Origin of the sequence: Faecalicoccus acidiformans, from assembly GCF_014202635.1 — a bacterium.
GTDB lineage: Bacteria > Bacillota_I > Bacilli_A > Erysipelotrichales > Erysipelotrichaceae > Faecalicoccus > Faecalicoccus acidiformans.
This window is the reverse complement of record NZ_JACHHD010000005.1, coordinates 17,786-43,687: the sequence shown is the minus strand read 5'-3', so window position 1 is coordinate 43,687 and position 25,902 is coordinate 17,786. Positions and strand designations below refer to the sequence as shown.

The following is a 25,902-nucleotide window of genomic DNA, read 5'->3' as shown; positions in this document are numbered from 1 at the left end:
ATATACTATTATCGTATAGGAGGTTTGCATGTCAAAGAAAAAAGATCTTCGTCAAGCCCGGATCCGTCAGATCCTGTTAGAAGAAAGCCGCATTCGAATCACCGACCTGGCAAAACGTTTGGAAGTCACCCCAGAAACACTACGAAGCGACCTCAACGAAATGGAAGCCCATTCTTTATTGATTCGTGAACATGGGTATGCCAGGATCCACAACCCTATGCAGGAAACTCCCTTGTTTTTTCGAAACCAGGAAAATGCCGAAGCCAAAAAACGAGTAGCTATTCAAGCCTTTAATGAAATCAAAGATGGTCAAGTCGTCTTTTTGGATTCCGGAAGCACCGTTTTGTTAGGACTTCCTGCCTTGCAGATGAAGAAAAGTTTAACTATCGTGACCAATTCACTGCCCCTAGCCCAACAATGTGCCGCTTACCATTTTGATATTCTCTTTGCCGGCGGCATGATCTATAATGCAGGCTTACGGGCATATGGTCATTTTGCGATCGAAGTTGTCGATCACGTGCATATCGACACCGCCATCATGGGCACCGATGGATTTAAAAACTGTGACGGGTTTACATCGACCAACATCAACGAATTAGGTTTCAAACGACACGTCATGAATCAGTCTTCCAAAATGATCATGGTCACAGATGCGAGCAAATTTGAAGATGCTGCCCCTTTTTCTTTTTGTAAATTCCGGGAATTCGATGTGCTGGTCACAAACCCTGTGCCAAAAGAAAAATTAAAACCTCTCAGAGATATAAAAAAGATCATCCAAGTCTAAGTCATTGGATGATCGATCGTAATCACAAAATATAAAGGTTTATCCGATTTGATTCGTTCGCTGAGCATCGAATGTATCTGTTCTTCTGTATAAGGATCCGAAAAAGGGACCACCAGATCAAAGACCAAATTCACATGTGTCGGCCCTGTAACGATTCGGAAATCATGAAAACTCCATTTTACACGCAAGGACTGGATTGCTTGAGCAACCAGTCTTTTATAATGTTCCGTTTCCGGATCATTCACTCGCACCGGATCCATATGGAGCACTAACTCGATCCCCATCTCATTTTTGATTTGGCGTTCGATATTATCAATTTGATCATGGACCAAGAAGATATCGTGCGAAGAATCCACTTCAACATGAGCGCTGGCAAACAACCGATTAGGTCCATAATTGTGAATCATCAGATCGTGTACACCCAAGACCTCGGAATTTTCCATAACCCGCTGCAAGAGCTTGTTGACAATACCCGAATCAGGAGCTTCTCCCAGTAAAGAATTGATGACCTCTTTAATCAATTTATACGCATTGAACAAAATGATCACCGAAACAATGATTCCCATAAACCCATCCAGGTTAAAGCCGATCAGCGGAGACAAGATCGTCGACAACAACACGGCACCTGTCCCCATCACGTCACTGATTGAATCCAGAGCCGTAGCTTCTAAAAGACTGGAATCATAAATCTTGGCTAATCGCTTATTATAAAAATACATCCAAAATTTCACGAGGATCGATATTGCCAAAATCACCAATGTCCCATAACGGAAATCCAAAGCGGCAGGATGCAGGATCTTGTCCAGACTTTCTCGTGCCATCTCGATTCCGATATAACCTACGATCAGTCCGACAAACATGGATGCGATCGTTTCTGTTCTCTCATGCCCAAAAGGATGATGTTCATCTGCCGGTTTATTCGATACATGAAAAGAGACGATGGAAATAATATTGCTGCAGGCATCCGACAGATTGTTGATCGCATCGGCTCGAATCGAAACGCTGTTCACAATAACTCCAATCGCATACTTGATCCCAAATAAAAAGATATTCGCAAAGATCCCGATCACTCCGCACAGCCGGCCAACCGCACTGCGCACCGCAGAATCTTTTGTGTTTTCATAATTTGGGATCCATCGACGTACTAAATAATCAACCATACCGCGAGTATATCAAATCAAAATCTTTGATTCAATGAAATTTAGTTACTATCCGCTTACTTTTATGATACAATACTTGAGCACGGAGACGTATCGAAGTGGTCATAACGAGCTCGACTCGAAATCGAGTTGCCTTCACGGGCACGTGGGTTCGAATCCCACCGTCTCCGCCATTTGTCCAAAACGCCTTTTTAGGCGTTTTTTTGTTTGATTTTTTCAAAGCGTGATAGAATAGAAAACATGAAATATATCACTGTAGGCATTCTTGCCCATGTCGATGCCGGCAAAACCACCACGATCGAAAGCATGCTTGTCAATGCAGGCTTATTAAAAAAAGCGGGACGCGTCGATCATCAAGATGCATTTTTAGATTACGATGCACAAGAGCGCGACCGCGGAATCACGATATACTCCAAAGAGGCTTCATTCAACTATAAGGATGCTCAGATTTTTTTGATCGACACCCCCGGGCATATCGATTTTTCCAGTGAAATGGAGCGCACCTTAGGAATCTTGGACTTAGCCGTTTTGATCATCAATGGCCAGGATGGTGTACAATCCCATACCGAGACCATTTGGAAATGCTTAGAGTCCTATCATATCCCTGTCATTGTATTCATCAATAAGATGGATATCTCGTATCATTCGCCCGAAGAGTTGCTTCAAGATCTGGAAGATCGATGTTCTCCTCATATGGCAGTTCCTTCTGCTGATGATTTTGAAGAACAAGTTTCCTTGTGCGATGATACCTTATTGGATGCCTATATGGAAAACGGCTCTTTAGCGCAAGAGATGATCCAGGAAGCTTTTTTACAGCGAAAATTCTTTCCTGTTTTTTTCGGGTCTGCTCTAAAGAATAACGGAGTGAAAGAATTGATGGATCAAATGATCCAGCTTTTCGAGTCCCCCCTTTATCCGCCCGAGTTTGGGGCCCGTATCTTTAAGATCACAAAAGATGGACAAGGCAACCGCTTGACGCACATCAAGATCACAGGCGGCTCTTTGAAACCAAAACAAAAAATTTCAGAAACCGAAAAAGTGGATCAGATCCGCCTTTATAACGGCCCTTCGTATCAGCTTCTTTCGCAAGCACAGGCTGGCATGGTAGTTGCCCTAAAGGGTATCGAGCATGCGGAAATAGGACAAGGCCTAGGATTTGAAAAAGATTCTCCGCCCCCGATGCTCAACGCTTATTTGAACTATCGGCTTCTTCTTCCTCAAGGAGTGGATCCCTTAGAAATAAAAGATATTCTGGATCAGCTGGCTAATGAAGATCCTTCTTTACAGATCGAGATGAACGAAAACACTCATCAAATCAGCTTGCGCCTGATGGGTGACATTCAAATGGAAGTTCTTCAAAAACGCATCGAGACTCTCTCTGGAATCTCAGTCGGTTTTGGATTGGATCGAGTTTTATATAAAGAAACCATTAAGGTACCTGTGATTGGCATGGGGCATTTTGAACCTTTGCGCCACTATGCCGAGGTCCATCTTCGGCTTGAACCTTTAGCCAGAGGCAAAGGACTGCAGTTTGAAGCCGACCTATCCAGCGACGACCTGGCTTTGAACTGGCAAAGACTGATCTTGACACACTTGAAAGAAAAAAGACATCGCGGCGTATTGACCGGTTCACCGATCACGGATATGAAAATCACTTTGATTGCCGGAAAAAGTCATCTCAAACATACAGAAGGCGGAGATTTTCGCCAAGCCACTTACCGAGCCGTTCGTCAAGGGTTAAAGATGGCAGAATCGATCTTGCTGGAGCCGTATTATCGCTTTACTCTGCAAGTTCCTTCTTCTCGTCTAAGCAAAGCTCTATTCGATCTGGAATCCAGACAAGCAGAAGTCAAGATTGAGGATCTTGGAAACGAAACCATGGAAATCAGCGGGAAGGGGCCAGTCCGCACACTGATGAATTATCAAAATGAGGTCATGGCCTATACCAGAGGAGCCGGGCGTTACAGCTGTGTTTTAGACGGATATTATCCATGCGCTGAACAAGAAAAGATCGTAAAGGAAATCGGCTACGACAGTGAAGCTGATTTAAAAAATCCAACCGGTTCGATCTTTTGTTTCCATGGATCGGGAACGTATATTCCTTATGACGAAGTTGCCGAATATATGCACATCCAGCCCAAATCCCAAAACGAACACAGTTATCAAAGAGTGAGACACACTGTCAATGAAGAAGAGCTGAAAAATGTCTTTAATACTTTAGGCGGAAAGAACAAACGAGAAGAAAAAAAGCCAAAAAAAATCAAACGTAAGATCGATCTGAACGAACAAAAAGTAAACTCTGAACCCAAAAAGGAAGAATGTCTGATCATTGATGGCTATAATATGATTTTCAGCTGGAATTCTTTGCGCACTTTTGGGAATTCAAAAATCGATTTGGCACGCGACGCCTTGATCGATCAGATTTCCAATTTTCAAGGATATCGTCAAATCAAAATTCTTTTGGTCTTTGACGGCTGGCGTCTGCCACATAACATCGGATCTTCTTTTCGTCAGGGAGGTTTGGATATCGTCTATACAAGAACCGGCCAGAGCGCAGATCAGTATATAGAGCGAAAGGTCCATGAACTCAAAGGGAAATACCGAATCACAGTTGCCACCGGAGATGGCCTGATCCAAAATGCCATCTTGGCAAACGGAGCCCGACGAATGTCTAATACCGAATTGGAATCACAAGTTTTATCGGTCAATAAAAAAGCACTCAGCCATCTTAATCCTTAGATGACTCAGTGCTTTTCTTCTGCGCTGTAAAAATCCAAAATCCTTTTTCCCGATTGACTTTTTTCACAGAACATCCCAGGCTTTCCAGATACTGAATCGCACTTTGAGCACCATGTTGTTTGCGCATCACGACCCATAAACGGCCTTCCCGGCTCAAGTGGTCAACAGCTTCCTGAAAAAGGCGATAGATCACTTTTTTGCCTGCCCGAATCGGCGGATTGAATACGATGCAGGCATATTGTCCTTCCTGTATACCATCTTGACAAAAAAGATCTGCATAAAACGCATATCGTTTCAAGTTCGCACTCGCCAGATCCACTGCTCTTTGATTAATATCGATCATTGTCATCTGTGTATTCCATTGATCTTTCAAAACAATTCCCACCGGTCCGATACCGCATCCCAGATCCAAAGTAGTAACCGGATCCTTTTCTTTCTCCAATAGTGTCTCTAACAAGAGTCTTGTCCCCGTATCTAAACGATCCTTACTAAAAACTCCGGCATCGGTCTTCAGGCAATACTCTTTTTGATTGATTTCAAATCGCAATTCATGAGGATCGTGCTTTAAATCCATATCATTTTCAAAATAGTGACTCATAAGCCCCATTATAGAATATAAAAAAAGAGGAAATCAATCCTCTTTTTCAACTTCATATACTGCAGCCCCTAAAGCCGGTACATTAATTTCAATCATATACGGCTGATTGTGGCGAGGGATTCGAATCGAATGACAAGTCTGAGGAGTTTCGTTTTCCCAATTGCCATGGAATCGTTTCCATTGTGTATTGATGATCTCTTTGTAGATTCCTTTATCCGGAACACCAAATTGCTGGTGATCATATCCATTGGTCGAGAAATTCAAAACGATCACATAGTCTTTCTTTTGTCCGCGCCGAATATAAGAAAATAAGTTTTGGGACTGATTGTCCGCATCGATCCACTGGAAGCTGGTCCAATCATAGTCCTTGTTCCAGAACGCATCGTTCTCGGTATACAGCTTGCCTAACTCTTCAAAGAATCGTTCAAAAGAGTCATGCATCGGATATTCGCGCAAGAACCAGTCACAGCTCTTCTGTTCATCCCACTCACGCAATTGCCCGATATCATTGCCCATAAAGTTCAGCTTTTTACCAGGATGCGTAAACATATAAACATACAGGGCTCGTGCCTGCGCGAATTTATCATCGTAACTTCCCCACATCTTGTCGACGATCGTTGCTTTGCCATGGACAACTTCATCGTGGCTGAACGGCAAAATAAAGCGTTCCGAGTAGAAATAAGCCATGGAGAATGTAAGATCATAATGATGCCATTGACGATAGATCGGGTCCTTCTTCAAATACGACAATGTATCGTTCATCCAACCCATATCCCATTTATAATCAAATCCCAGTCCTCCATCTAAAGTCGACTTTGTGACATTCGGGAAATCGGTTGAATCTTCCGCAATTAACATAATACTTCCATTATGAGCTTCATTGAGCATGTAATTCATGCGTTTCATAAAATCACACGCACCCTCGTTCACGCCATTATTTTTATTTCCATGCCAGTAGATCGCATTACTGATGGCATCCATTCGCAATCCGTCAAAATGATAGACTTCCAGCCAGAAATTGGCAGCACTCATCAAAAAGGACCGAACTTCTTCTTTCCACAAATTAAAATTCAAAGTATCCCATTGAGAATTGGCGTCTTCTTCGCGGTCATATTCATAGGTTGGTGTTCCATCGAATAAACGCAAAGCATAATCATCACGGACAAAATGCACAGGAACAAAATCCATAATGACCCCAATGCCCGCTTTATGCAGTTCATTGACAAAGTGCATTAACTGCGCATTGGTTCCGTATCGGGAAGTGCTGGAAAAATATCCCGTACACTGATATCCCCAAGATCCATCAAAAGGATATTCATTCAGCGGCATGACTTCCACATGCGTATAATGCTTCTGTTGACAATGGATGATCAGTTCTTGAATGATTTGGTCATAGTGCACGAAATCAACCATGTCTTCATCTTTGATCCAGCTGCCGACATGGATCTCGTAGATATTGACAGGAGAATCAAAACCTTTGTTTCGCTTCTTCATCCACTCTTGATCTTCCCAAGTATCAAACTTCAAAGAAGAAATGATGCTGGCGGTATTTGGACGAAGTTCACTATAGAAAGCGTAAGGATCTGATTTGTCAACGACTTCGCCATTTGCTCGTGTGATTCTGAATTTATAAGAATCTCCTTCTTTGGCGGACCGGCTGGTGCATGTCCAGATGCCTTGATCATCTTTTTTCATCACATTCTTTTTCGGATCCCAATTGTTAAAGGTTCCTACCACGCTGATTGCCTGTGCATGAGGGGCCCACACGCTGAATTCCACAGATTTTGGTTTGATATGGGCTCCAAAAATATTATAAGCTCTGAGTTCTCGACCTTCGAAAAAGGCTTTTGTTTTTTTATGGTCCATTTTAAGACCTCCTTAATTCATGCTTATATTTTACAACGCTTTACCTGGATAGAAAAGGTGCATTTTCGGAAAATGTGAACGGTTACACAAACTTCGATATCTGTCTAAGTCAAAAAAAGAAGGCTCAATGGCCTTCGTATTCATCCAATCGATTTTTATACTCTTGAAGAATCCTGACTAAATCTTGATAACTTTCCAGCGATGAACACTGATTTTTAAACATCTTGGCACACGGCAATCCTTTTAAATACCAGGAAGCCAACCCTCGCATCTCTTTCATCGCCACCGTTTCCGATTTTGTCTGAATCAAACCTTGTGCATGTTCTAAACAGATTTCGATTCGATCTTCTATAGAATATTCATGACGTGCACCTGTCAGGGAATCCACACATTCTTGGATCAGGAAAGGATTCCCGATGATTCCGCGTCCAATCATAACCGCATCACATCCAGTCTCCTTCATCATCCGATGAAAATCCTCCACCGATCGCACATCCCCATTGCCGATCACAGGAATCGAAACAGCTTCTTTTACCTTCTTGATATACGACCAATCTGCATTTCCCTCATACATTTGTGAACGAGTCCTGCCATGGACCGTAACAGCCTGCACCCCAGCGGCTTCCAAAGCCTGTGCCAGTTCAACACAGTTGATATGATCTTTGTCAAAGCCGATACGCATCTTTACGGTCACCGGTTTTGAAACCGTTCTGACGACTTTTGTCATCAATTCTTTGGCATATTCAATGTCCTTCATCAAATAGCTGCCTGCCTTGGCTTTGATCACTTTATTGACAGGGCATCCCATATTGAAGTCTATGATGTCGCATTCCGTATTCTGATCCAAATAGCGAGCCCCGAACAAAACCGATTCTTCATCATGACCAAAAAGTTGAAAGCTGACCGGATGCTCCCCCGGATCACAGGTACACATTTCAAATGTCTTTTGTGAAGCATAATAAAGAGCTTTATCGCTGACCATTTCATTGCATACCAAAGCGGCTCCAAATTTTTTTGCGATACGTCGAAACGCAATGTTGCTGACGCCGGCCAAAGGAGCGACGATCACAGGATTGTCGATCTTGACAGATCCAATCTCAAAGCCTTTCATCTAAGATCTCCTGCAGCTCCTTTTCCGTAAATGAATAGCGTTCATTGCAGAAATTACAAGTGATCTGGGCTCCATGATCTTCTTCGATCATCGCCTGCAGATCTTCTTTTTTCAATGTGGCCAAAGCTCTTGCCATTCTTTCTTTTGAACAAGGGCAGAAGAAACGAACTGGCTTAGATTCCAAGATATGCGCATCTTCGAACAGATCTTCAGCCAGTCTTTCTAAAGACACATCATCATATTCCGCAATGATCGTGCTCATCGGTTTCAAGCCTTCGATTACATGCTCACAAATCGAAATATCTGTTTCTGTCGCATCCGGAAGCACCTGCAAGATCAAAGCACCGGCGCTGATCACATTTCCGCTAGGATCGACCAGCACCCCCACACTGACAGCCGTCGGAGTCTGTTCGCTCTTTGTGAAGTAATAAGCGAAATCTTCTCCAATTTCACCGCTGACCAATTCTACAGTGCCCGAAAAGTTTTCCTGCATCCCCAAGTCTTTCGTCACTGTCAATGTCCCCGCTGTTCCGACAACAGCTCCTACATTCAGCTTTCCCGCTTCCTTGAATTCCGTATCTACATGAGGGTTCGAACAAAAACCGCGAACGCTGCCATCATGATAGGCATCCACGATGATAGAGCCAATGGGGCCATGTCCATTGATCGAGATCGTCAACATCTCTTTTTCATCTTTTAACATGCTCCCCATCAAAGAGCCTATCGATAATGTTCGTCCCAAAGCTGCGCAAGCACAAGGATACAGATCGAAACGATCTCTGGCCTCTTGGACCAGATCGGTACTGCGGATCAAATACAAACGGACATGGTCTTGGCAGACCAAAGCTTTACATATCGTATCGTTCATTTTTTCCTCCAAAAGAAAAGACGCTTTACACGTCTTTTTTCTTTGTCAATTCACTCAATGCATCATCCAGATCTTTTTGTTCAACGCCAGCATTTTTAGAAGGAATCGGCGGAACATCCGGTTGTGTTTTTTCGGGTTGTGGTTCTGGCTTTGGTGCATGAGGGTCCTCCAGAGAACCATAATTCATCAAATTATTGATCTCTTCGTTTGTCAAAGTTTCGTGCTCGAATAGATTTTTGGCAATCAGATCCAACAAATCACGATTTTCCGTCAAGATCTGGCGACACTGCTGATGACAGGCATCGACAATGGCACGAACTTCTTTATCGATCTCATCCGCAACCCCATCGGAATAAGAACTGCCCTGTGTATAATCTCTTCCTAAGAAGACATTGCCTTGCGGATCCGCATACTGGATAGGCCCTAAGGATGACATTCCATAAACGCGAACCATGTTTTTCGCAATTTTCGTTAACTGTTCGATATCATTGACCGCCCCGGCACTGACTTCTCCAAAGACGATCTCTTCGGCTGTCCGGCCCCCTAATAAACCTGTGATGCGGGCGATAAATTCACTCTTGCGATGGAAATACTTTTCTTCTCGCGGCGTCATCAAGTTATAACCGCCAGCCTCGCCACGAGGAATGATCGTCACTTTCTGCACCATATCCGCATCTTCTAATTTCAAGCCGATCACGGCATGGCCGGCTTCATGATACGATACAAGCATCTTATCTTTTTCCGTATATTTCTTGCTTTTTTTCGCTGGCCCCATCATGACACGATCAATAGCTTCATCAAGATCTGTCATCGTAATCTGGGTTTCTTTATTCCGGACCGCTAAAATCGCTCCTTCATTCAAAACATTCGCCAAATCCGCCCCTGAGAAGCCTGGTGTGCGGCGCGCCAGATTTTCCAAAGATACATCGGATGCCAATTTCTTATTGCGGGCATGTACTTCCAAGATCTCTTTACGCCCTTTGACATCCGGCAAGTTGACTGTAACACGTCGGTCAAAACGACCGCTTCTTAACAAGGCCGGATCCAAAACATCCGGACGGTTCGTAGCGGCAATCACTACGATTCCGATGTTATCGGTCATACCATCCATTTCTACCAACAACTGGTTCAAGGTTTGTTCACGTTCATCATTGCCTCCGCCCATGCCGGCACCACGCTGGCGGCCGACGGCATCGATTTCATCGATAAAGACAATACAAGGAGCGCTCTTTTGTGCGTTCTTGAACATATCACGAACACGGCTGGCTCCGGTCCCCACAAACATCTCAACAAAATCAGAGCCGGAAATCGAGAAAAACGGCACATTCGCCTCGCCGGCCACGGCTTTGGCAAGCAAAGTCTTTCCCGTTCCCGGAGGACCTACCATCAAGATCCCTTTAGGGATATGAGCGCCCATATCTGTAAATTTCTTGGGACTTCGTAAATAATCGATAATTTCTTTTACTTCTTCTTTTTCTTCTTCGCACCCCGCTACATCACGAAATCTAGTCTTGACATTGGTTTCGACACGCGCTTTCGATTTGGCAAACTCAAAAGCCTTATTACTGCTTCCGCCGCCCATCTTCGCAAACATGATGTAAAAGAAAACTCCGATGATCACCAGCGGCAAAATGTTGCCTAACAGCGTAATCCAAATACTGGATTGATTTGGATCTTGCACAGTGATCTCGCCACCGTTTTCCGTCAAGGTATCTTCCAGCCATTCCAGATTTGCTTCTGAATTTGGAATGATCACACTGTACTGTATATTCGAATCTCCGTCTTGAAGCACACCATCAACATGAATGATCGATGTCGAAATTGATACATTGGTATCTCCAAACCGGGCATCTTCTGCCATCTCTTTAAATTGTGTATAGTTCATCGTTCGTGTCGATCCCTGAGAACTGTAGAAAAACAGAGACAGGACGATCAAAACCACAAACAAAGTGGGCAAATAATTGATCCATTTTTTCATAGGCATCCTCCTATCTAACGGTAGACTTCAGGTTTCAGCACTCCTATATACGGCAAATTTCGATATTTCTGATTATAGTCCAAACCATACCCGACCACGAATTCGTCTGGGACCCGAAAGCCAATATAGTCGGCTTCGATCTCTACAACGCGGCGTTCTGGTTTATCCAACAAGCTGACAACTTTGACATCGGCAGCTCCTTTTCTTTTTAAAAGCTTCTTCACTTCACGAAGCGTTCTTCCTGTATCGACGATATCTTCTACAATCAAGACCTCCCGTCCCTTACAAGAAAGATCCATATCTTTATCAATGCGCACATCACCGATGGATTCGGTGCCATCATAGGAACTCACTGACATAAAGTCGATCTCACAAGGAAAAGTAAATCGTTTGATCAGCTCTGCCATAAACGGCACGCTTCCCTTCAACAAGCCGACGATTACCGGTACTTGTCCGCGTTTCTGGTAATCTGCTTCAATTTGAGCAGCCAACTCTTTACAGCGTTCATTGATCTGGGTTTCTTCGATCAAAACCTTTTGAATATCCTGACTAATCATCCAAAAGCCCTCCTTGAGATACGAAATTCATTGTAACATAAATAAATTCAGTTGTGCACTAAAATGTTGGACATCACAACCAATTTGAGGCACAAAAATGATTCTTCCCGAAGCGTTTTCCATCACCAGCCAGTTTTTTCGCATCACCCTGGGAATCTTACGGTCAATAAAAAAGCGATTCAGCCTTTTTGTTCCATAACGCAATTCGATTCGATCTCCTTTTTGAACTGTCCGAATCGTCAAAGGAAAATCATCACAGGACACAGACACCCCTTCAATGGTCCTGCCCGCATTGGCCAAGGTAAATCCAGGATAAGTTCCATATTGAATTTTCGGCAAAACGATCTTGACCGGCGCTTGTTTTTTTACGATCCAAAGTTTTCCTTGAAAGCTTTCCATCTCATAATCTTTTAAATCGATCAAACAATCCGTTTGAATCTGATCAAGCAGATTCTGACATTCTTTTTTGCCATGGCGCTCTCCCGTCTGCTGATAAAGATGCTCTTCCAGGAAATACCAGTCGGTTAACGAAGCGATCTTCTGATCCCAGTTTTTCAAGAAAAGTCTTGCGCTTTCTTGTTTCTCTTTCCATTCCCGATTGACAGTATCGATCTGATGAAGCAAATCTGTTTTTTGTTTTTCGCTCATCTGATCCACACAATGATGGCGGATCCGGTTACGAACATATTGATCGGTTTGATTCGATTCATCGATTCCAAATTCAATATTCCTTCTTTGACAATACGCCACGCAATCCTTTTTTGACCAATCCAACAAAGGACGATACAACGGGATCCCCCGATAAGACGATACAGGCTTGAGGCCATAGTATTCACAAAGCATCTTTCGTTGTTTTTGAAAAAGATACGTTTCCAAATGATCTTCTCTTTGATGGGCGACATAGATTCCTTGAGCCTCAAAGCGGCAAGCCAGCTTCACGAAAAAATCATAGCGCACTTGACGAGCCCAGGCTTGAAAGTTTTGTCCTTTTGAAAACTGAGGATACTCCACAAAACATGGAATACCTTTGTTTTGGCAATATGCTCTGACCAGCTTTTCGTCGCGCAAGGCGCTTTCGCGTTTTTGATAATTGACATGAGCCACGATCACATAGAAACCTTTTGAAACCATCCAATCCAATAAAGCCATGCTGTCGGGACCGCCGGAGCATCCGATAATACTGGGTTTTTCCATGGGTCTATTTTATCACTCTTGCTATTTTACTCCAATGCATCTGACTACACTTTTTTGTATCGTTTGAAATAGGCCGGCTTCCGGATCCAAATGCCCCTTGATATCGATAATACGAGCTGTATTGATCCACTTGGCATCATTCAAAAAAAGATACGATTCTTTATAAAGGCCCGGAATCTGACCAAGCGGGAAAATATACTCTTTGTCTTCGCGACATTTCCCTGTCATAGGAACAACAAAAACCTTTTGATGACAAAAAGCAAGAATCAGGCCAAAATGCAGATATCCAATCTCCATTACATAAGCCTGTCCAAAATCGATATAACAAATATCGCCTTTGCGGAGTGTATAATGGCCTTGCACCTCTTTATAAGAAAAGGCCAGTCTGCGTTTGCAGAAATTCAGCTTGGAAATCATATAATCGAAGACTTCCCGGCTCTCCATTGTTTGCAGCATCTTTTTTTCTTGCTTTTCAGCTTCACAAACCAAGGCCTGCACGGAAGTTCGCTGATTTTTTCTTTTGATCCAGTCCTGGGGTTCCATATCCTCATTCAAACAAAAAGATGTGACCAAAACATGACACATCTTTATTTTGTCTTTTGCTTCTTGAACTTTGCCCGAACGCCTCTTTCCAGACTCAGCAAAGGATGATAATGATTGGAAATCATTCCGGATTTCTCAATAAACAGCTCGACCGCAAACAACATTACAAGCATGACGATAAATCCGATATTGCGATTGAGCATATAAACAAAAGCGCTCAATCCAAACAAAGCCGTCAAGCCGCACATGATGATCACCGTATTTCGATGTCCAAACTGGCGCATCAGCAAATGATGCAGGTGACTCTTATCCGCTTCCATAAATCGCTGTCCTTTTAAGGTTCGCCGCAAGATAGCAGACAAGGTATCAATAATGGGCACCATCAGGATCAAAACCGGCAACGCTAATGTCATGATCGTACTGGATTTAAATCCCATGATCGAGATCGTAGAAACCATGAATCCCAAAAACAAGGAGCCGCAATCTCCCATAAAGATACTGGCAGGATGCGCATTGTAAACCAAAAAGCCAAGAATGCTGGCCCCCAGCACAAAAGCCAGGTTCATGATATCAAAACGACGCTCAATGATTCCCATGCTGCCAATGATCATCAGGACAATTACGCAAAGTCCGCCGGCCAAACCATCGAGGCCATCGATCAGATTCACCGCATTGGTAATGCCGACGATCCATATCAAAGTAAACAAAACCGAAAAGACACCTATATCAATGCTGATGCCAAACGGTAAACGAATCACATCCACACTGACGCCGAAATAAATCGCAACGCCAGCCGCTATACATTCCAAAAGCAGTTTCATACGCGGTTTCAAATCGATCAAATCATCGACCAGTCCCGCAAAAAACATAATACTTCCGCCTAAGATCACCCCATTGATCGCACGATCGACTTCCAAAAACAAAGAGCTCACGATAATAAAAGTCAAATAGATCGCAACTCCGCCGATGCGTGAGATCTTGCCATGATGAACTGTCCGCTTGTTTTCTTTAGCGTATGCTTTGGCGATTTCTGATATTTTTTTTATGATGGGAGTCAATACTAAACTTCCCAAAAAAGCCAGACATATCCACTGTAAATCGATCATGGGCGTAACTCCTTCATAGTATTTATGATCTCATACTCCGGAAATTCTGCTGCGATCACCGGGCACGAGAAGGCTTGTTCCAACAATTGTCGCAACCCGAAACAGCGGGCCAGTCCCCCATCTAGAAAAATTCCTTTTTTCAAAAGAGCCTGCTTCATCTCAAAAGGCTGTTCTTTAAAACACTGCTTAGCCCAAAGAACGATCTGCTGTTCGATCATCTCCAGTGCCGGCCACAGATCGGCAGCGCTGATTTCGATCTGGCCAAGGCGCTGATAACGATCCATCGCCATACAGACAAGACGGGCATTTTTATTTTTCCAAAACGCATCGCTGGCTGCGTGTTTAAGAGCAGAAGCGTCTTCGTTTGAGATAAGACAATTGGTTTTGGTCGCCACCACTCGTTTGATCTGATCATCCATGCGGCTGCCCGCAAAAGAGATCTTCTTATATGCGCGCCTGGTTCCGTTGACAAAGATCCCCATTTCCGTATATGAATGTCCGGCATGGATCAAAAAGCAAGCTTCTTTAGTCTGCAGAAGTTCTTCATTGGTGATAAATTTTGTCTTTTTGATCCCCGCATCCAATAAAAGATGTTGCCAACGCATCAAGGCCTCTTCGGATGATCCGGAAGGAACGGCCATCCAAACACAAGGTTTGAGGAGTGTCTGCGAGCTTTTTAAAACATCTAAGCAATGGGCAATCAAATCACTGATTGAATGATCCACATCGCCTTCCTGGATCGGATAACGGATCTGCACGCTTGGATCTTTATAGATATATGTCAAAGCGTCCTGTCCATACGCAATCGGTTCATGATGGCGAAATGCCATCACTGTCCGCGTCTTGGCATCGCTTTGATGGCCATAATCGTGAAGGCGCACTTCATAGGCGCCAACATCTAAAGCCAACCAACGTTCAAACATGCCTAAACTCCCAATCCATTATAGATCGTCAGCTGCAAGATAGCCTGTGTACATAAATAAGCCAAGGCCAAAGCGCATAAAAACATCAGCAAAGTCACTTTTGAAGGCTGTTTCACTCGACAAAACGCTTCAAAACGGACGGCACTCAAAGCATAAAAGCTTAAGATAAAACAAACCACAAACAGAATAATTTCTATGATCGAATTGGCCATGTCTTTCCTCCTATCCTATCGTAACGATTTCAACAAAACAGTCCATGCCGACACAAAGTTCTTTGGCACGCTTGAGATGACTCAGATCGTGAAAAAATCCCATCAGACTGGATCCCGACCCCGACATCATAACTCGATCAAAACCCAGCGCTTCCATTTTCTGCTTTAGTTCTCGTAATTCTGGGCGCATTTGAAAAGCAGGTTTCTCCAAAGCGTTTCCCATCCGCTCGCAAAGAGAGACGAAATCCTGATTCTGGATCGCATCTTCGACCGCATCCACATCCACATGGACCGGCGCTTGCGCATGCCATCGTTCAAAAGCCTCTGGCGTTGATATTCCATAGCTAGGCTTGACGATCAGGCAAGACAGTTTCCATCCTTGAGGCAAAACTCGAATCTTTTCACCGATTCCCTGGACTCTAGACAGGCGGTTCACAAGACAAAATGGCACGTCTGCACCGATTTGTTTGGCGAATTCCAGCTGTTTGACCAACTCTAGATCGATTCCCTCTATCGCCATCACGGCCCGAAAAACAGCGGCGGCATCCGCACTGCTGCCGGCCAAGCCTGCTTGATCGGGGATCCGCTTTAACACATGGATCGCATAATGATTGCGTAAACCGATCTCTTTTCGCAGTAAAGCCAATGTTTTATGAATCGTCGAATGATCCGGGATCTTTCCTCCATCACAGGTGATCTGATCAACAGGATGAATATCGATCTCTATATCATTATATAAAGAGATTGGAGCCATGATCATATCTAATTCATGATACCCATCATTTCGTTTCCCGATGACATCCAATGCCAGATTCACTTTTGCCTGTGCTTGCACCTTCATAGAATTTCACCTCATCAAATAGTTTTATAAATTCTTCCAGCCCCAGTTGTTGAGCACGAGTTTCAGGATCAATGCCAGCCGCTTTTAAAATCTGTTCTGCCTGCATTTTATCTTTGATCCATTTGCCCATGTTGTTTGCGATGGTTTTACGACGCTGTTGAAAACAAGCTTTGACCATCTCAAAAAACAGCTCTTCCTGTTCTAGAGCGTAACGATGATGAAAAGAAAAAGACAGCACCATCGAATCGACATTGGGCTTCGGCCAAAAGACATGTCTGGAGACATCCATGACCTTCTTGATATCACAGCGATACTGCGTGATCACACTAAGAGCATTGTATTCTTTATCTTTCGAATCCGCCAAAAACCGCTGTCCGACTTCCTTTTGCATCATGACCGTAATTCTTTCAATCGGCTCTTTCGCTTCAAAAAGCCGAAACAAAATCGGGGTCGTAATATAATAAGGAAGATTGCTGGCAAAAACGACTTTCTGATTCGGTTTGCGATACGACCGGATCAATTGATCGATATCGGTTTCCAAGACATCTTGCAGAAGCACTGTTAAATCTCCCTTGACCTCTGCCTGTAAAATGGACGGGAGCCGAGAATCGATTTCGAGAGCGATGACTCGTTTGGCTTTTTGACAAAGAAATTCTGTCAAAGCTCCAATTCCCGGACCGATTTCAAAAACCAGTTCGTCAGGATCTTGGATCGCATAATCAGCAATCTTTTCCACAATCTTGGGTTCAATGATAAAGTTTTGCCCATAGTTTTTTTTCGTAAAGATTTGGTATTTATCTTGGATCTCTTTGGTTCGCTTGATCGTTGCGATAGGCTGCATAATTATTCTTTCTCCAATTCTTTCCGGGTGATCTGCATCTGATTTAAACGCTTGAAACAAGTCTTCGCATTGCATTTACCAATATGAAACTGACGGCAGATCCGATCGCGCCGCAAGGCACTGTCGCTCGATCCGGTCAATCCCAGATCCACAAAATCTTCCCAACGCAAAGATCCCGTCTCTTCTGAAAACGTCACACAGTGAGACAATGCTTCCCACAAGTCTTCTTTGCTGGCATGCTCCACACCGACTTTGCGAATCGTCCTGGCTTTTTCTTTTTCAATAAATGCGTGTTTACATCCCGGCACCGCTTCTTTGATCAATCGGCGAATGTGTTCCCCAGGTGTATCTGGGTCAGTAAAAACAATCACTCCGCGCCTGGCTTGCGCTTCTTTGATTCGTTCGATCGTTTCTTGACTGACTTGGTCTCCGCCAGTTTCGATCGTATCACATTCAAAATAAGATTGAAGCGTATTTGTATCGTTTTTTCCTTCCACAACAAGGATCTCTTTGATTTTTTCTTTCATGGTAAATTAAGTATAATAAAAAAGAGAAGGCAGCGTCAAAAGTGGGGTTTCTGTTTTTGAAAAACAGTGACGGCCGGTTCTCTTTTGTTTACCCCCTTAATCGGAAACATTATAGCACGATTACCCTATAACGCAACCCTGCCTTGATCTCAGTCTAAACAGAAAGGAAATGAATCGCATGAGTACACCACATAATTCTGCCCATCCTGATCAAATCGCCCCGATCGTATTGATGCCCGGGGACCCGTTAAGAGCCAAAGCCATCGCCGAAAAATATCTAAAAGATCCGATCTGTTTCAACAGCGTTCGTAATATGCTTGGTTATACCGGCACCTACAAGGGTCAAAAAATTTCCGTTATGGGTTCCGGCATGGGAATGCCAAGTATCGGCATCTATTCTTATGAACTCTATCGCTTTTATAACGTTGAGACCATTTTACGCGTTGGTTCCTGCGGGGCTTACAGCCCTGACCTGCACTTGCGTGATGTTGTGCTTGTGGATTCCGCATGGTCCGAATCGACCTATGCCAGAAGTCAATCTGACGATCCAAGATCCATACAGTTACCCGATAGCGGCATCAATCAGATCCTAGTCCAGACAGCACAACATCTAGAGATCCCGTTAAAACCGATTCGGATCCATTCCAGCGACGTATTTTATCATGAAGATGACAAAGCGGCCGATCTTGCCAAACAAAACGGCTGTGCTGCCGTGGAGATGGAAAGCTTTGCGTTATTTCATAACGCGGCTATCCTTGGCAAAAAAGCCGCTTGCTTATGCACGGTCAGCGATTCTTTTGTCTATACTGACGAAGAACTCACCAGCCAGGAGCGTCAGCAGGATCTGGATACGATGATCTGTCTGGGGCTTGAAAGCGCTACTCGTTTTGATCATTGATAAATGTCAAAAGATCTTCAATGACTTTTTGCGCCTCTTTTTCCTGAAAAATCTCATGGCGCATATGGGGATACAATTTTCCTGAAACAAATCGATACCCCCTTTGGCAAAGGGCTTTTTGGGCCTTTTGCCATTTTTTGATTGAGCCGATGACAGGATCTTCTTCTCCTGCTAAAAAATAAATCTTTAAATCCGGGTTATGGACTTGCCAGCCCTTTCGATCATAGGTATGTTGAATCATCCAGAACAGATTCAAAAAGCCATTCAGGGTAAACGTAAATCCGTCTAACGGTTCTTTATTATAGGCCTCTACATTTTCTGCATTCACAGAAAGCCAATGATTTTTACCATGCCCCGGGCACTTTGAATCGTATGCTCCTAAAGCCATTTTTTGAATCAGAGCACTGCGGTATCTAGATCCATAGATTTTTTCTAAAAGGCTTGCCAATAAGCTGCCCATCAAGGCCAAAAGATTAGCGGCAACAGCTCCGCTCAATACTAGCCGGTCAATTGTATCATCATATTTTTTCAAATAGAGACGGGCAACCAAAGTCCCCATCGAATGTCCGAACAAGACAACCGGTTTATTGGGAGCTTGTTCTTTGGCATAGGCAACGATCTCTGACAGGTCCTGTACTAACTTTTGCGCATGATGATCATCCATATATCCCAGATCTTCAAAGCGTTTCACGCTTCTTCCGTGCCCTCTTTGATCATAGATCAGAGCAATCCATCCATCATCTGCCAAGGCATGCATCATATTGGCATATCGCTCTTTATGTTCCGCCATTCCATGAACGATCACAACGATTCCTTTGGGATCATGGGACGGGTTGATTTGATAAATATCTAAGCTTTGCCCATTGATCAAAAGCTTGAATTCCATTTCTTCCATAACGTATCACCCTTATGATTCTATTGAATCACCCTTCCCAAAAAAATACCATATTTCGGCAAAAATATAGGTAAATTCTTCCCACAAAAACACATAAAAAAATACACGTTTTCTATAGATGATGAGATTTTTTGTGTTATACTTCATATATGTATCAAAAAGCAGGGGGTGCTAGTATGAACGAAAATTACTTCGAAGAAAAGTACGATGATATGGATGAGGACATCAAAAAGAAAGAAGCCCTTGTAGCCGAAGCGGAATCGAGCCAGGAATTCGACAGTCCACAGGAAGCAAATCGTCATATCAACCAATTGCGTAAAAAATGGCGCCAGATCCATTACTGGGAAAGCGAATACGAGGAAGACCTCAAAAATCGTTTTGAGGCTGCTTTAGATGTATTCTATGCAAAGTATAGAGAAGCTGAAAAAGAGAGTGAAGCAGCGAAGCGCGAATTGATCGAAAAAGCTAAAGCCTTGGTGAAATCTGAGGACTTGAAACAAGCAACCAAAGAGCAGCAAGACCTTTTAGAAGAATGGAAAAAGATTGCCAGCGCCGGAAAAGAACGAGATGATGCGTTATGGGAAGAATTCCAAGCTGCTCGCCAAGCTTTCTACGACCGCAAACAAGAAGCGTGGGAAGCAATGCATGAAAACTTTGAAAGAGCCAAAGAAATCAAAAAAGAATTGATTCAAAAGGCAAGAGCATTGGAAGAATCTTCAGAATGGAAAAAGACTTCCGAAAAATTCCGCACTCTGATGACAGAATGGCGTGAAGCTGGTTTTGCGGGAAAAGAAGAAAATGATTCTCTATGGGAAGAATTCAACGCTTCCCGTCAAAAATTCTATTCTCGCCGCAATGAATTTTATGATTCTCTTCACGAGCAGCAGAATGCCAACTTAAAAGAAAAACAAGCCCTGATCGAGCAAGCTCGCGCCATCAAAGACAGCGAAGATTATTGTCGTGAAAACACGGCAACCATGAAAGAATTGGCCGTGAAATGGAAAAACATCGGTTCTTGCGGAAAGAACAAAGACGACAAGATCTGGGCCGAATTCCGCGAGATCAACGATATTTACTTTGACGGTTTGGGCAAAGCCAATGCACAGCGCATCCAACAGCGCCAAGATCGTATGAAAGAAGCTCGTCAGCGCAAGGCCGACCTGATCAACAACCAGAAAAAGCAGATCAGCCGGCTTCAGGAATCTATGTATGGTCTTGTCTCCGAACAAGAGATGAAAGATATCGAGAAACAAATCGCTCAAAAAGAGGAGTTCATTCAAGAATTAGAGACACAGATCGAAGATATCGATGAAAAAATCAACAAATAGAGCATTTAAAAAGGCAACTCATCGGTTGCCTTTTTATTTGTGAGAGGCCAAAATTTGTTGAACCAGGACCTCATTGGTCTTATAAGTTGAAAATAGGCCAAGAATGCTTTCGGTCGCATCTTCACTGCCTAAACGGCTGATTGATTTACGAATGCGCGATACGGCTTCTTGTTCAGACTTTGTCAACAACAAATCTTCCCGGCGCGTCCCTGATTTCAAGATATCAATGGCCGGAAAGATCCTGCGTTCTGAAATAGAGCGATTCAAGACGAGTTCCATATTTCCGGTTCCCTTGAACTCTTCATAGATCACATCATCCATTTTACTGCCGGTGTCAACCAGAGCTGTTGCCAGAATCGTCAAAGATCCGCCTTCTTTTTCGCGAGTGTTCCGGGCAGCCCCAAAAAACTTTTTCGGAAAGTGTAAAGACGCAGGGTCCAATCCCCCTGAAAGCGTACGGCCGCTAGTCTGGCTCGTTAAATTGTAGGCCCGAGCCAAACGGGTAATACTGTCCAGAAGGACGACAACATCTTCCCCATGTTCGACCAATCGCTTGGCCCTTTCTAAGACCATTTCCGCTACCCGCGTATGATGTTCAGGTAATTCATCAAACGTAGAATAGATCACATCGACACGATCCTGGGCCTTATGTTCGCGGATAAAATCACGAAAATCTGTGACTTCTTCCGGTCTTTCATCAATCAACAAGATGATCATCTTAACGGTTCGGGTACGTTTGATGATGGAATTTGCGACATTTTTCAGTAAAGTCGTCTTCCCTGCCTTGGGCGGAGAAACAATCAATCCACGCTGCCCCTTTCCAATCGGTGCCAATAAATCAATGATCCGCATCGCCAGATTTCCATCCGGAGTCTCCATGTTCAATTTTTTATTAGGAAAAACAGGGGTTAAATGATCGAATTTCTTTCGGCGGAATGCCTCATCGACCGTATGGCCATTGATGGTGTCAACCCGCATCAAAGAACGGTATCTCTCATTCTCTTTTTTCTCGCGCGGTTCTCCTTCGATCACATCTCCGGTCCGAAGACGCAAGGATTTGATTTGAGAAGGAGATACATATACATCATTTTCGGTTGAAAGGTAATTCTCTCCTCTTAAAAAGCCAAATCCATCCGGCAATACTTCTAAGATTCCTTTTGTGTTTTCCAATTCAGATCCTTCTTTCTCTGACAAAAAATTTATTTCTTGTTTTATAATAACTAAAAAGGGGATGAACGTCTATGCCCTCACGTCAACAAATCAACGCATTTCTTCGACAATATCGCATCTTTCTGATTTTGATCGTTTGTTTGTTCTTCATGTTGTGTTCCCTGTTATTGATCAATCGTTCCGGATTTCATAATGCTTCTTTGTTTGATCATCACAAGATCTATATTCATGAAGACGGTTCTCAAGCTTCTGGCATGACTGAAATTGATAGAGACTGGTACTACTTTGACCCCGATTCCGGCTATATGTATACCGGCTTATTAGAAACCGAAGAGGGAACTTATTACTTTTTGGAGGATGGAAAACAAGCCTATGGCGTACAAACGATCGAAGGCGAAACCTACTTCTTTCAAAAAGATGGAACGATGGCTCAGAATACTTTTTATGAGATCAAGGATGGGGACCAGGCCTATACGGCCTATTTCCTGGAAAACGGAACAATGGCCAAAGGTGAAGTGGAAATAGAAGGAACTTTCTATCAATTCGATGAAAACGGACAAATTCAAATCAGTTCAACAGAACTGGAGAAACAAATCGAGGCGATTCAATCAAACTATAGCGGTTTGGCTGAAGTGTATTTCAAAGATCTGAACAGCGGTACAACGATTCAAACCGGAAACGTTTCCATGTACCCTTGTTCGATCATCAAGATCTTTGTGATGGCGACCGTTTATTCCCAGATTCAGGAAGGCAATTTGGAAAAGAGTGATTGCGAAACGTATTTAGAAAATATGATCATCGATAGCGACAATACTTCTTACAATGTCCTGGTTTCTATGCTGGGAAATGGCGACCCCCATGTCGGTACGACCGTCGTCAATCAGTATTGTGCTTCCTTAGGCTTGGAAGATACCGCTATCTATCATGGTCTCGTTCCTGGTGAAGGATATTTTGAAGGAGCTCACGAAAATACGACCACACCTGCGGATGTAGCCAATCTATTAGAGATGATCTACAATGAAGAGATCTTGACTTCCGACGCTTGCGAAGAAATGATGGACCTCTTAAAACAATGCGCCGATGATACCGGCATCGTTTCTTCCTTGCCGGAGGATGTCGAATGTGCTCACAAATCTGGCTGGGCGCTGGCTAATTATTTAGATGGCGGAATCGTTTACGCATCATTTGGCGATTATTTGCTCGTGACTTTCTCCGACTCTTCTTATCAAAGCTTCTGCCAGGAGATCAGTGATTGTGTTTATCAATACTTATTAGAGCTGTCAAACTTCTAGAGACAGCTCTTTTTTCAACAAAAAAGACCCTAAGTCATCCCTTAGAGTCTTTTTTAAGCACAATTTACTGAGCCGCTTCTTCGGGTTTGAACACCTTTTTAGGTGCACCGCATAAAGGGCATTTCCAATCGTCTGGCAATTCATTGAACGGTACAGCTTCTTGACTTTCATCATACACATAGCCGCAAACAGAACAAATATACTTCATGTTGACCTCTTTCTATCAGCTTTTCGCTGAAATGATTTCTTTAATTTCAGTATATTCTCTCTTCTGCCCTATATCAATTCATATGCTCAAAGAAAAACAGCCTTCTTTCGAAAGCTGTCTTGGTTTTAATATAATTTGGCACCTGCTGGGATCGCACTGTCTAAAACCAGTACGTTCAAGCGTTCTTCTCCGGCTTCACTATGTACCGCCGAGATGATCATGCCGCAAGAATCGATCCCCATCATTTTACGAGGAGGCAGATTCGTGATGGCCACCAAGGTCTTGCCGATCAGTTCTTCAGGTTCATAGTAATCGTGGATGCCACTTAAGATGATACGGTCTTCTCCACTTCCATCATCCAATACAAACTGTAGCAGTTTCTTCGATTTTGGAACGGCCGTACAATCTTTGACTTTCACGGCTCTAAAATCAGATTTTGAGAAGGTCTCGAAGTCCACGAAGTCTTTGAACAATGGTTCGATCTCTACTTTGGAATAATCAATCGTCGGTTTCTTGTTGGTCAGAGCACTAACTTCTACCGGGATCAAAGGTGTGTATTCTTTTTCTTTTTCCACTTTAGCTCCTTTGGATTCTCCGGTCAGCTTCATATGCGGGAACAAGAGGACTTCACGGATTGTTCTTTGATCCGTCAGAAGCATCACGAAGCGGTCGATTCCCAACCCGACTCCACCGGTCGGAGGCATGCCGTATTCCAAAGCTTCAACATAGTCAACATCCATCTCGTTGGCTTCTTCATCCCCTAGATCACGAAGTTCCAACTGTTTTTCAAAGCGTTCTCTTTGATCGATGGGATCATTCAATTCCGAGAAAGCATTGGCATATTCATGACCGCAGATAAAGAGTTCGTAACGATCGGTAAATCGCGGATCGTCTTTACATTTCTTGGCCAGCGGGCTGATCTCGATTGGATATTCATAAACGAAAGTAGGCTGTACAATCGTTTCTTCAACATATTTGTCAAAGAACAGCTGAATGATATGCCCCACCGAGTTATGGATCTTATCCACTTCGATATCGTGTTCTTGGGCCAAGGCAACGGCTTGTTCATAACTCATTTCTTGTTTAAAGTCGATGCCCGTTTTTTCCTTGACGGCTTCACACATTGTGATGCGCTTGAAGGGAGCTTTTAAGGAAATTTCCTGTCCCTGATAAGTGATCTCGGTCGTTCCCAAAACTTTGTTGGCGACAAAATCAAATAATCCTTCGATCAGATCCATCATGCCATGCAGATCACTGTAAGCAACATACGCTTCGACGGTCGTAAATTCCGGATTGTGGGTCGCATCCATTCCTTCATTTCTAAACAAGCGTCCAATTTCATACACACCTTCCAGGCCTCCAACGATCAATCGTTTCAAAGGAAGCTCTGTAGCGATTCGCAAATAGAAAGGCATATTCAGTGTGTTGTGATGCGTGATGAACGGACGAGCGGCAGCCCCTCCTAAGATAGGCTGTAATACCGGCGTTTCCACTTCCACCAATCCTTGACCATCCAAATATTCCTGCACGGCGCGAATGATTCTTGGCCGTGTCAAGGCAATGTGTTTGGCTTCCGGATTCATGATCAGATCCACATAACGACGACGGAAACGCTCTTCCACATCAGTCAGGCCATGATACTTTTCCGGTAAAGGACGCAAAGCTTTTGATAAATGCGTATAGACTTTGGCGCGTACTGAAAGCTGGCCGTGATCGGTCTTCATGACCGTTCCTTCGATTCCTACAATATCGCCGATATCATTTTTCTTGAAGATTTCGTACTGTTCTTCGCCCACCTCATCTTTACGAACATAGATCTGGATCTGTCCATCCACATCTTGAATGTGCATAAAGCCGGCTTTTCCCTGACGGCGTTTGGTCATGATACGACCGGCGATCTTTACATGAACATCCAGCTCCTGCAGCTGTTCTTTGGTCATGTCTTCATATTGGGCCGTGATCTTTCCTGAGGTCGATGTTCGCTGATAAGCTTGTCCAAAGGGATCAATTCCCATTTCTGCCAGATCTTGCATTTTCTGACGACGTACTTTTTCTTGTTCCGTTAATTTTTGTTGTGCCATGATTTTCTCCTTTTTCAAAATAAAAAGCACTCATCCAAGGGACGAATGCTCGTGTTACCACCCTAATTCATCTTTCAAATCACTCTGAAAGACCTCTGTCGCTGTCTAATAACAGCGCTTCCTTTAATGCAGGAACTACATACAGCTCCAAGGTTTTATTCCTCCAGGTCCTGTGCTTTTTT

Annotated in this window: 24 protein-coding genes, 1 tRNA gene and 1 other annotated feature (1 of these 26 running past the window's edge); of the genes, 6 read left to right on the top strand and 19 right to left on the bottom strand. The window is 43.5% G+C overall.

Translation table 11 applies throughout. The features are described from left to right. The first annotated feature begins 28 nt into the window (after positions 1-28). Positions 29-784: a DeoR/GlpR family DNA-binding transcription regulator gene (locus tag HNQ43_RS03315; RefSeq protein WP_183374741.1), complete on the top strand. Its 756-nt coding sequence runs from the start codon at positions 29-31 to the stop codon at positions 782-784. On the opposite strand, the gene HNQ43_RS03310 is transcribed toward HNQ43_RS03315, so the two are convergent. Beyond that, on the bottom strand, positions 781-1,944 hold the full coding sequence (locus tag HNQ43_RS03310) for a cation diffusion facilitator family transporter (protein WP_183374739.1): 1,164 nt from the start codon (positions 1,942-1,944) through the stop codon (positions 781-783). The genes HNQ43_RS03315 and HNQ43_RS03310 overlap by 4 nt on opposite strands. A gap of 84 nt (positions 1,945-2,028) precedes the next feature. Between HNQ43_RS03310 and HNQ43_RS03305 the strand changes: the two genes are divergently transcribed. Continuing rightward, positions 2,029-2,117, top strand: a tRNA-Ser gene (locus tag HNQ43_RS03305). Between the two features lie 67 nt (positions 2,118-2,184). Beyond that, complete coding sequence (locus tag HNQ43_RS03300; RefSeq protein ID WP_183374737.1) at positions 2,185-4,683, top strand: translation factor GTPase family protein; 2,499 nt, start codon at positions 2,185-2,187, stop codon at positions 4,681-4,683. On the opposite strand, the gene HNQ43_RS03295 is transcribed toward HNQ43_RS03300, so the two are convergent. The 14 genes from HNQ43_RS03295 to rnmV form a co-directional block, all read right to left on the bottom strand. After that, positions 4,673-5,281 carry a class I SAM-dependent methyltransferase gene (locus HNQ43_RS03295; protein ID WP_183374735.1) on the bottom strand — a complete coding sequence of 203 codons (609 nt, stop codon included), beginning with the start codon at positions 5,279-5,281 and terminating at the stop codon, positions 4,673-4,675. The two genes, HNQ43_RS03300 and HNQ43_RS03295, sit on opposite strands and share 11 nt — an antisense overlap. Before the next feature lie 33 nt (positions 5,282-5,314). Further along, positions 5,315-7,147, bottom strand: coding sequence for a 1,4-alpha-glucan branching protein GlgB (gene glgB / locus HNQ43_RS03290; protein WP_183374733.1), 1,833 nt, complete (start codon positions 7,145-7,147; stop codon positions 5,315-5,317). A gap of 124 nt (positions 7,148-7,271) precedes the next feature. Continuing rightward, positions 7,272-8,258, bottom strand: coding sequence for a tRNA dihydrouridine synthase DusB (gene dusB / locus HNQ43_RS03285; protein ID WP_183374731.1), 987 nt, complete (start codon positions 8,256-8,258; stop codon positions 7,272-7,274). Continuing rightward, a complete protein-coding gene (gene hslO / locus HNQ43_RS03280) occupies positions 8,245-9,126 on the bottom strand; it encodes an Hsp33 family molecular chaperone HslO (RefSeq protein ID WP_183374729.1) in 882 nt (293 codons plus the stop codon). Before hslO ends, dusB begins: the two co-directional genes overlap by 14 nt. 25 nt (positions 9,127-9,151) lie before the next feature. Continuing rightward, on the bottom strand, positions 9,152-11,104 hold the full coding sequence (gene ftsH, locus HNQ43_RS03275) for an ATP-dependent zinc metalloprotease FtsH (protein WP_183374727.1): 1,953 nt from the start codon (positions 11,102-11,104) through the stop codon (positions 9,152-9,154). 14 nt (positions 11,105-11,118) lie between these two features. After that, on the bottom strand, positions 11,119-11,661 hold the full coding sequence (hpt, locus tag HNQ43_RS03270) for a hypoxanthine phosphoribosyltransferase (protein ID WP_183374725.1): 543 nt from the start codon (positions 11,659-11,661) through the stop codon (positions 11,119-11,121). Between the two features lie 27 nt (positions 11,662-11,688). Beyond that, positions 11,689-12,855, bottom strand: a complete 1,167-nt coding sequence (gene tilS / locus HNQ43_RS03265; protein WP_183374723.1) for a tRNA lysidine(34) synthetase TilS — start codon at positions 12,853-12,855, stop codon at positions 11,689-11,691. Between the two features lie 21 nt (positions 12,856-12,876). Further along, a complete protein-coding gene (locus tag HNQ43_RS03260; RefSeq protein WP_183374721.1) occupies positions 12,877-13,398 on the bottom strand; it encodes a hypothetical protein in 522 nt (173 codons plus the stop codon). 44 nt (positions 13,399-13,442) lie between these two features. Continuing rightward, positions 13,443-14,504, bottom strand: a complete 1,062-nt coding sequence (locus tag HNQ43_RS03255) for an MraY family glycosyltransferase (protein WP_183374719.1) — start codon at positions 14,502-14,504, stop codon at positions 13,443-13,445. After that, a complete protein-coding gene (locus tag HNQ43_RS03250) occupies positions 14,501-15,427 on the bottom strand; it encodes a rod shape-determining protein (RefSeq protein ID WP_183374717.1) in 927 nt (308 codons plus the stop codon). The genes HNQ43_RS03255 and HNQ43_RS03250 overlap by 4 nt, the downstream gene beginning before the upstream one ends. A 2-nt stretch (positions 15,428-15,429) precedes the next feature. Continuing rightward, positions 15,430-15,639, bottom strand: a complete 210-nt coding sequence (locus tag HNQ43_RS03245; RefSeq protein ID WP_183374715.1) for a DUF1146 domain-containing protein — start codon at positions 15,637-15,639, stop codon at positions 15,430-15,432. 10 nt (positions 15,640-15,649) lie between these two features. Continuing rightward, entirely contained in the window at positions 15,650-16,480 is an 831-nt protein-coding gene (gene ispE, locus HNQ43_RS03240; protein WP_183374713.1) for a 4-(cytidine 5'-diphospho)-2-C-methyl-D-erythritol kinase, read from the bottom strand. Then, on the bottom strand, positions 16,419-17,321 hold the full coding sequence (gene rsmA, locus HNQ43_RS03235; protein WP_239461019.1) for a 16S rRNA (adenine(1518)-N(6)/adenine(1519)-N(6))-dimethyltransferase RsmA: 903 nt from the start codon (positions 17,319-17,321) through the stop codon (positions 16,419-16,421). The genes ispE and rsmA overlap by 62 nt, the downstream gene beginning before the upstream one ends. A 2-nt stretch (positions 17,322-17,323) precedes the next feature. Further along, the gene (gene rnmV / locus HNQ43_RS03230) at positions 17,324-17,848 is read right to left on the bottom strand and encodes a ribonuclease M5 (RefSeq protein WP_183374711.1); all 525 of its coding nucleotides are present in this window, start codon (positions 17,846-17,848) and stop codon (positions 17,324-17,326) included. A 178-nt stretch (positions 17,849-18,026) separates the two neighbouring features. Here rnmV and deoD point away from each other — a divergent pair, with 178 nt between their 5' ends. Continuing rightward, positions 18,027-18,746: a purine-nucleoside phosphorylase gene (gene deoD / locus HNQ43_RS03225; RefSeq protein ID WP_183374709.1), complete on the top strand. Its 720-nt coding sequence runs from the start codon at positions 18,027-18,029 to the stop codon at positions 18,744-18,746. On the opposite strand, the gene HNQ43_RS03220 is transcribed toward deoD, so the two are convergent. Then, positions 18,727-19,641, bottom strand: coding sequence for an alpha/beta fold hydrolase (locus HNQ43_RS03220; RefSeq protein WP_183374707.1), 915 nt, complete (start codon positions 19,639-19,641; stop codon positions 18,727-18,729). The two genes, deoD and HNQ43_RS03220, sit on opposite strands and share 20 nt — an antisense overlap. A 149-nt stretch (positions 19,642-19,790) precedes the next feature. Here HNQ43_RS03220 and HNQ43_RS03215 point away from each other — a divergent pair, with 149 nt between their 5' ends. Continuing rightward, positions 19,791-20,969 carry a DUF349 domain-containing protein gene (locus HNQ43_RS03215; RefSeq protein WP_183374705.1) on the top strand — a complete coding sequence of 393 codons (1,179 nt, stop codon included), beginning with the start codon at positions 19,791-19,793 and terminating at the stop codon, positions 20,967-20,969. Between the two features lie 33 nt (positions 20,970-21,002). Here HNQ43_RS03215 and rho read toward each other — a convergent pair whose 3' ends face one another. Continuing rightward, positions 21,003-22,139, bottom strand: coding sequence for a transcription termination factor Rho (rho, locus tag HNQ43_RS03210; RefSeq protein WP_244957029.1), 1,137 nt, complete (start codon positions 22,137-22,139; stop codon positions 21,003-21,005). Between the two features lie 71 nt (positions 22,140-22,210). Between rho and HNQ43_RS03205 the strand changes: the two genes are divergently transcribed. Continuing rightward, positions 22,211-23,431, top strand: coding sequence for a serine hydrolase (locus tag HNQ43_RS03205; RefSeq protein WP_183374703.1), 1,221 nt, complete (start codon positions 22,211-22,213; stop codon positions 23,429-23,431). A gap of 64 nt (positions 23,432-23,495) precedes the next feature. On the opposite strand, the gene HNQ43_RS03200 is transcribed toward HNQ43_RS03205, so the two are convergent. Then, on the bottom strand, positions 23,496-23,639 hold the full coding sequence (locus HNQ43_RS03200; RefSeq protein ID WP_183374701.1) for a rubredoxin: 144 nt from the start codon (positions 23,637-23,639) through the stop codon (positions 23,496-23,498). Positions 23,640-23,764: 125 nt separating this feature from the next. Further along, a complete protein-coding gene (gene lysS, locus HNQ43_RS03195; protein WP_183374699.1) occupies positions 23,765-25,720 on the bottom strand; it encodes a lysine--tRNA ligase in 1,956 nt (651 codons plus the stop codon). 34 nt (positions 25,721-25,754) lie between these two features. After that, positions 25,755-25,902: a binding site (T-box leader), on the bottom strand; it runs 62 nt beyond the window's last position.

Excerpts from the sequence above, each read along its gene's own strand:
- HNQ43_RS03315 (WP_183374741.1), top strand. The coding sequence starts at position 29 with ATGTCAAAGAAAAAAGATCTTCGTCAAGCCCGGATCCGTCAGATCCTG.
- HNQ43_RS03310 (WP_183374739.1), bottom strand. The coding sequence starts at position 1,944 with ATGGTTGATTATTTAGTACGTCGATGGATCCCAAATTATGAAAACACA.
- HNQ43_RS03300 (WP_183374737.1), top strand. The coding sequence starts at position 2,185 with ATGAAATATATCACTGTAGGCATTCTTGCCCATGTCGATGCCGGCAAA.
- HNQ43_RS03295 (WP_183374735.1), bottom strand. The coding sequence starts at position 5,281 with ATGAGTCACTATTTTGAAAATGATATGGATTTAAAGCACGATCCTCAT.
- glgB (WP_183374733.1), bottom strand. The coding sequence starts at position 7,147 with ATGGACCATAAAAAAACAAAAGCCTTTTTCGAAGGTCGAGAACTCAGA.
- dusB (WP_183374731.1), bottom strand. The coding sequence starts at position 8,258 with ATGAAAGGCTTTGAGATTGGATCTGTCAAGATCGACAATCCTGTGATC.
- hslO (WP_183374729.1), bottom strand. The coding sequence starts at position 9,126 with ATGAACGATACGATATGTAAAGCTTTGGTCTGCCAAGACCATGTCCGT.
- ftsH (WP_183374727.1), bottom strand. The coding sequence starts at position 11,104 with ATGAAAAAATGGATCAATTATTTGCCCACTTTGTTTGTGGTTTTGATC.
- hpt (WP_183374725.1), bottom strand. The coding sequence starts at position 11,661 with ATGATTAGTCAGGATATTCAAAAGGTTTTGATCGAAGAAACCCAGATC.
- tilS (WP_183374723.1), bottom strand. The coding sequence starts at position 12,855 with ATGGAAAAACCCAGTATTATCGGATGCTCCGGCGGTCCCGACAGCATG.
- HNQ43_RS03260 (WP_183374721.1), bottom strand. The coding sequence starts at position 13,398 with ATGGAACCCCAGGACTGGATCAAAAGAAAAAATCAGCGAACTTCCGTG.
- HNQ43_RS03255 (WP_183374719.1), bottom strand. The coding sequence starts at position 14,504 with ATGATCGATTTACAGTGGATATGTCTGGCTTTTTTGGGAAGTTTAGTA.
- HNQ43_RS03250 (WP_183374717.1), bottom strand. The coding sequence starts at position 15,427 with ATGTTTGAACGTTGGTTGGCTTTAGATGTTGGCGCCTATGAAGTGCGC.
- HNQ43_RS03245 (WP_183374715.1), bottom strand. The coding sequence starts at position 15,639 with ATGGCCAATTCGATCATAGAAATTATTCTGTTTGTGGTTTGTTTTATC.
- ispE (WP_183374713.1), bottom strand. The coding sequence starts at position 16,480 with ATGAAGGTGCAAGCACAGGCAAAAGTGAATCTGGCATTGGATGTCATC.
- rsmA (WP_239461019.1), bottom strand. The coding sequence starts at position 17,321 with ATGCAGCCTATCGCAACGATCAAGCGAACCAAAGAGATCCAAGATAAA.
- rnmV (WP_183374711.1), bottom strand. The coding sequence starts at position 17,848 with ATGAAAGAAAAAATCAAAGAGATCCTTGTTGTGGAAGGAAAAAACGAT.
- deoD (WP_183374709.1), top strand. The coding sequence starts at position 18,027 with ATGAGTACACCACATAATTCTGCCCATCCTGATCAAATCGCCCCGATC.
- HNQ43_RS03220 (WP_183374707.1), bottom strand. The coding sequence starts at position 19,641 with ATGGAAGAAATGGAATTCAAGCTTTTGATCAATGGGCAAAGCTTAGAT.
- HNQ43_RS03215 (WP_183374705.1), top strand. The coding sequence starts at position 19,791 with ATGTATCAAAAAGCAGGGGGTGCTAGTATGAACGAAAATTACTTCGAA.
- HNQ43_RS03205 (WP_183374703.1), top strand. The coding sequence starts at position 22,211 with ATGCCCTCACGTCAACAAATCAACGCATTTCTTCGACAATATCGCATC.
- HNQ43_RS03200 (WP_183374701.1), bottom strand. The coding sequence starts at position 23,639 with ATGAAGTATATTTGTTCTGTTTGCGGCTATGTGTATGATGAAAGTCAA.
- lysS (WP_183374699.1), bottom strand. The coding sequence starts at position 25,720 with ATGGCACAACAAAAATTAACGGAACAAGAAAAAGTACGTCGTCAGAAA.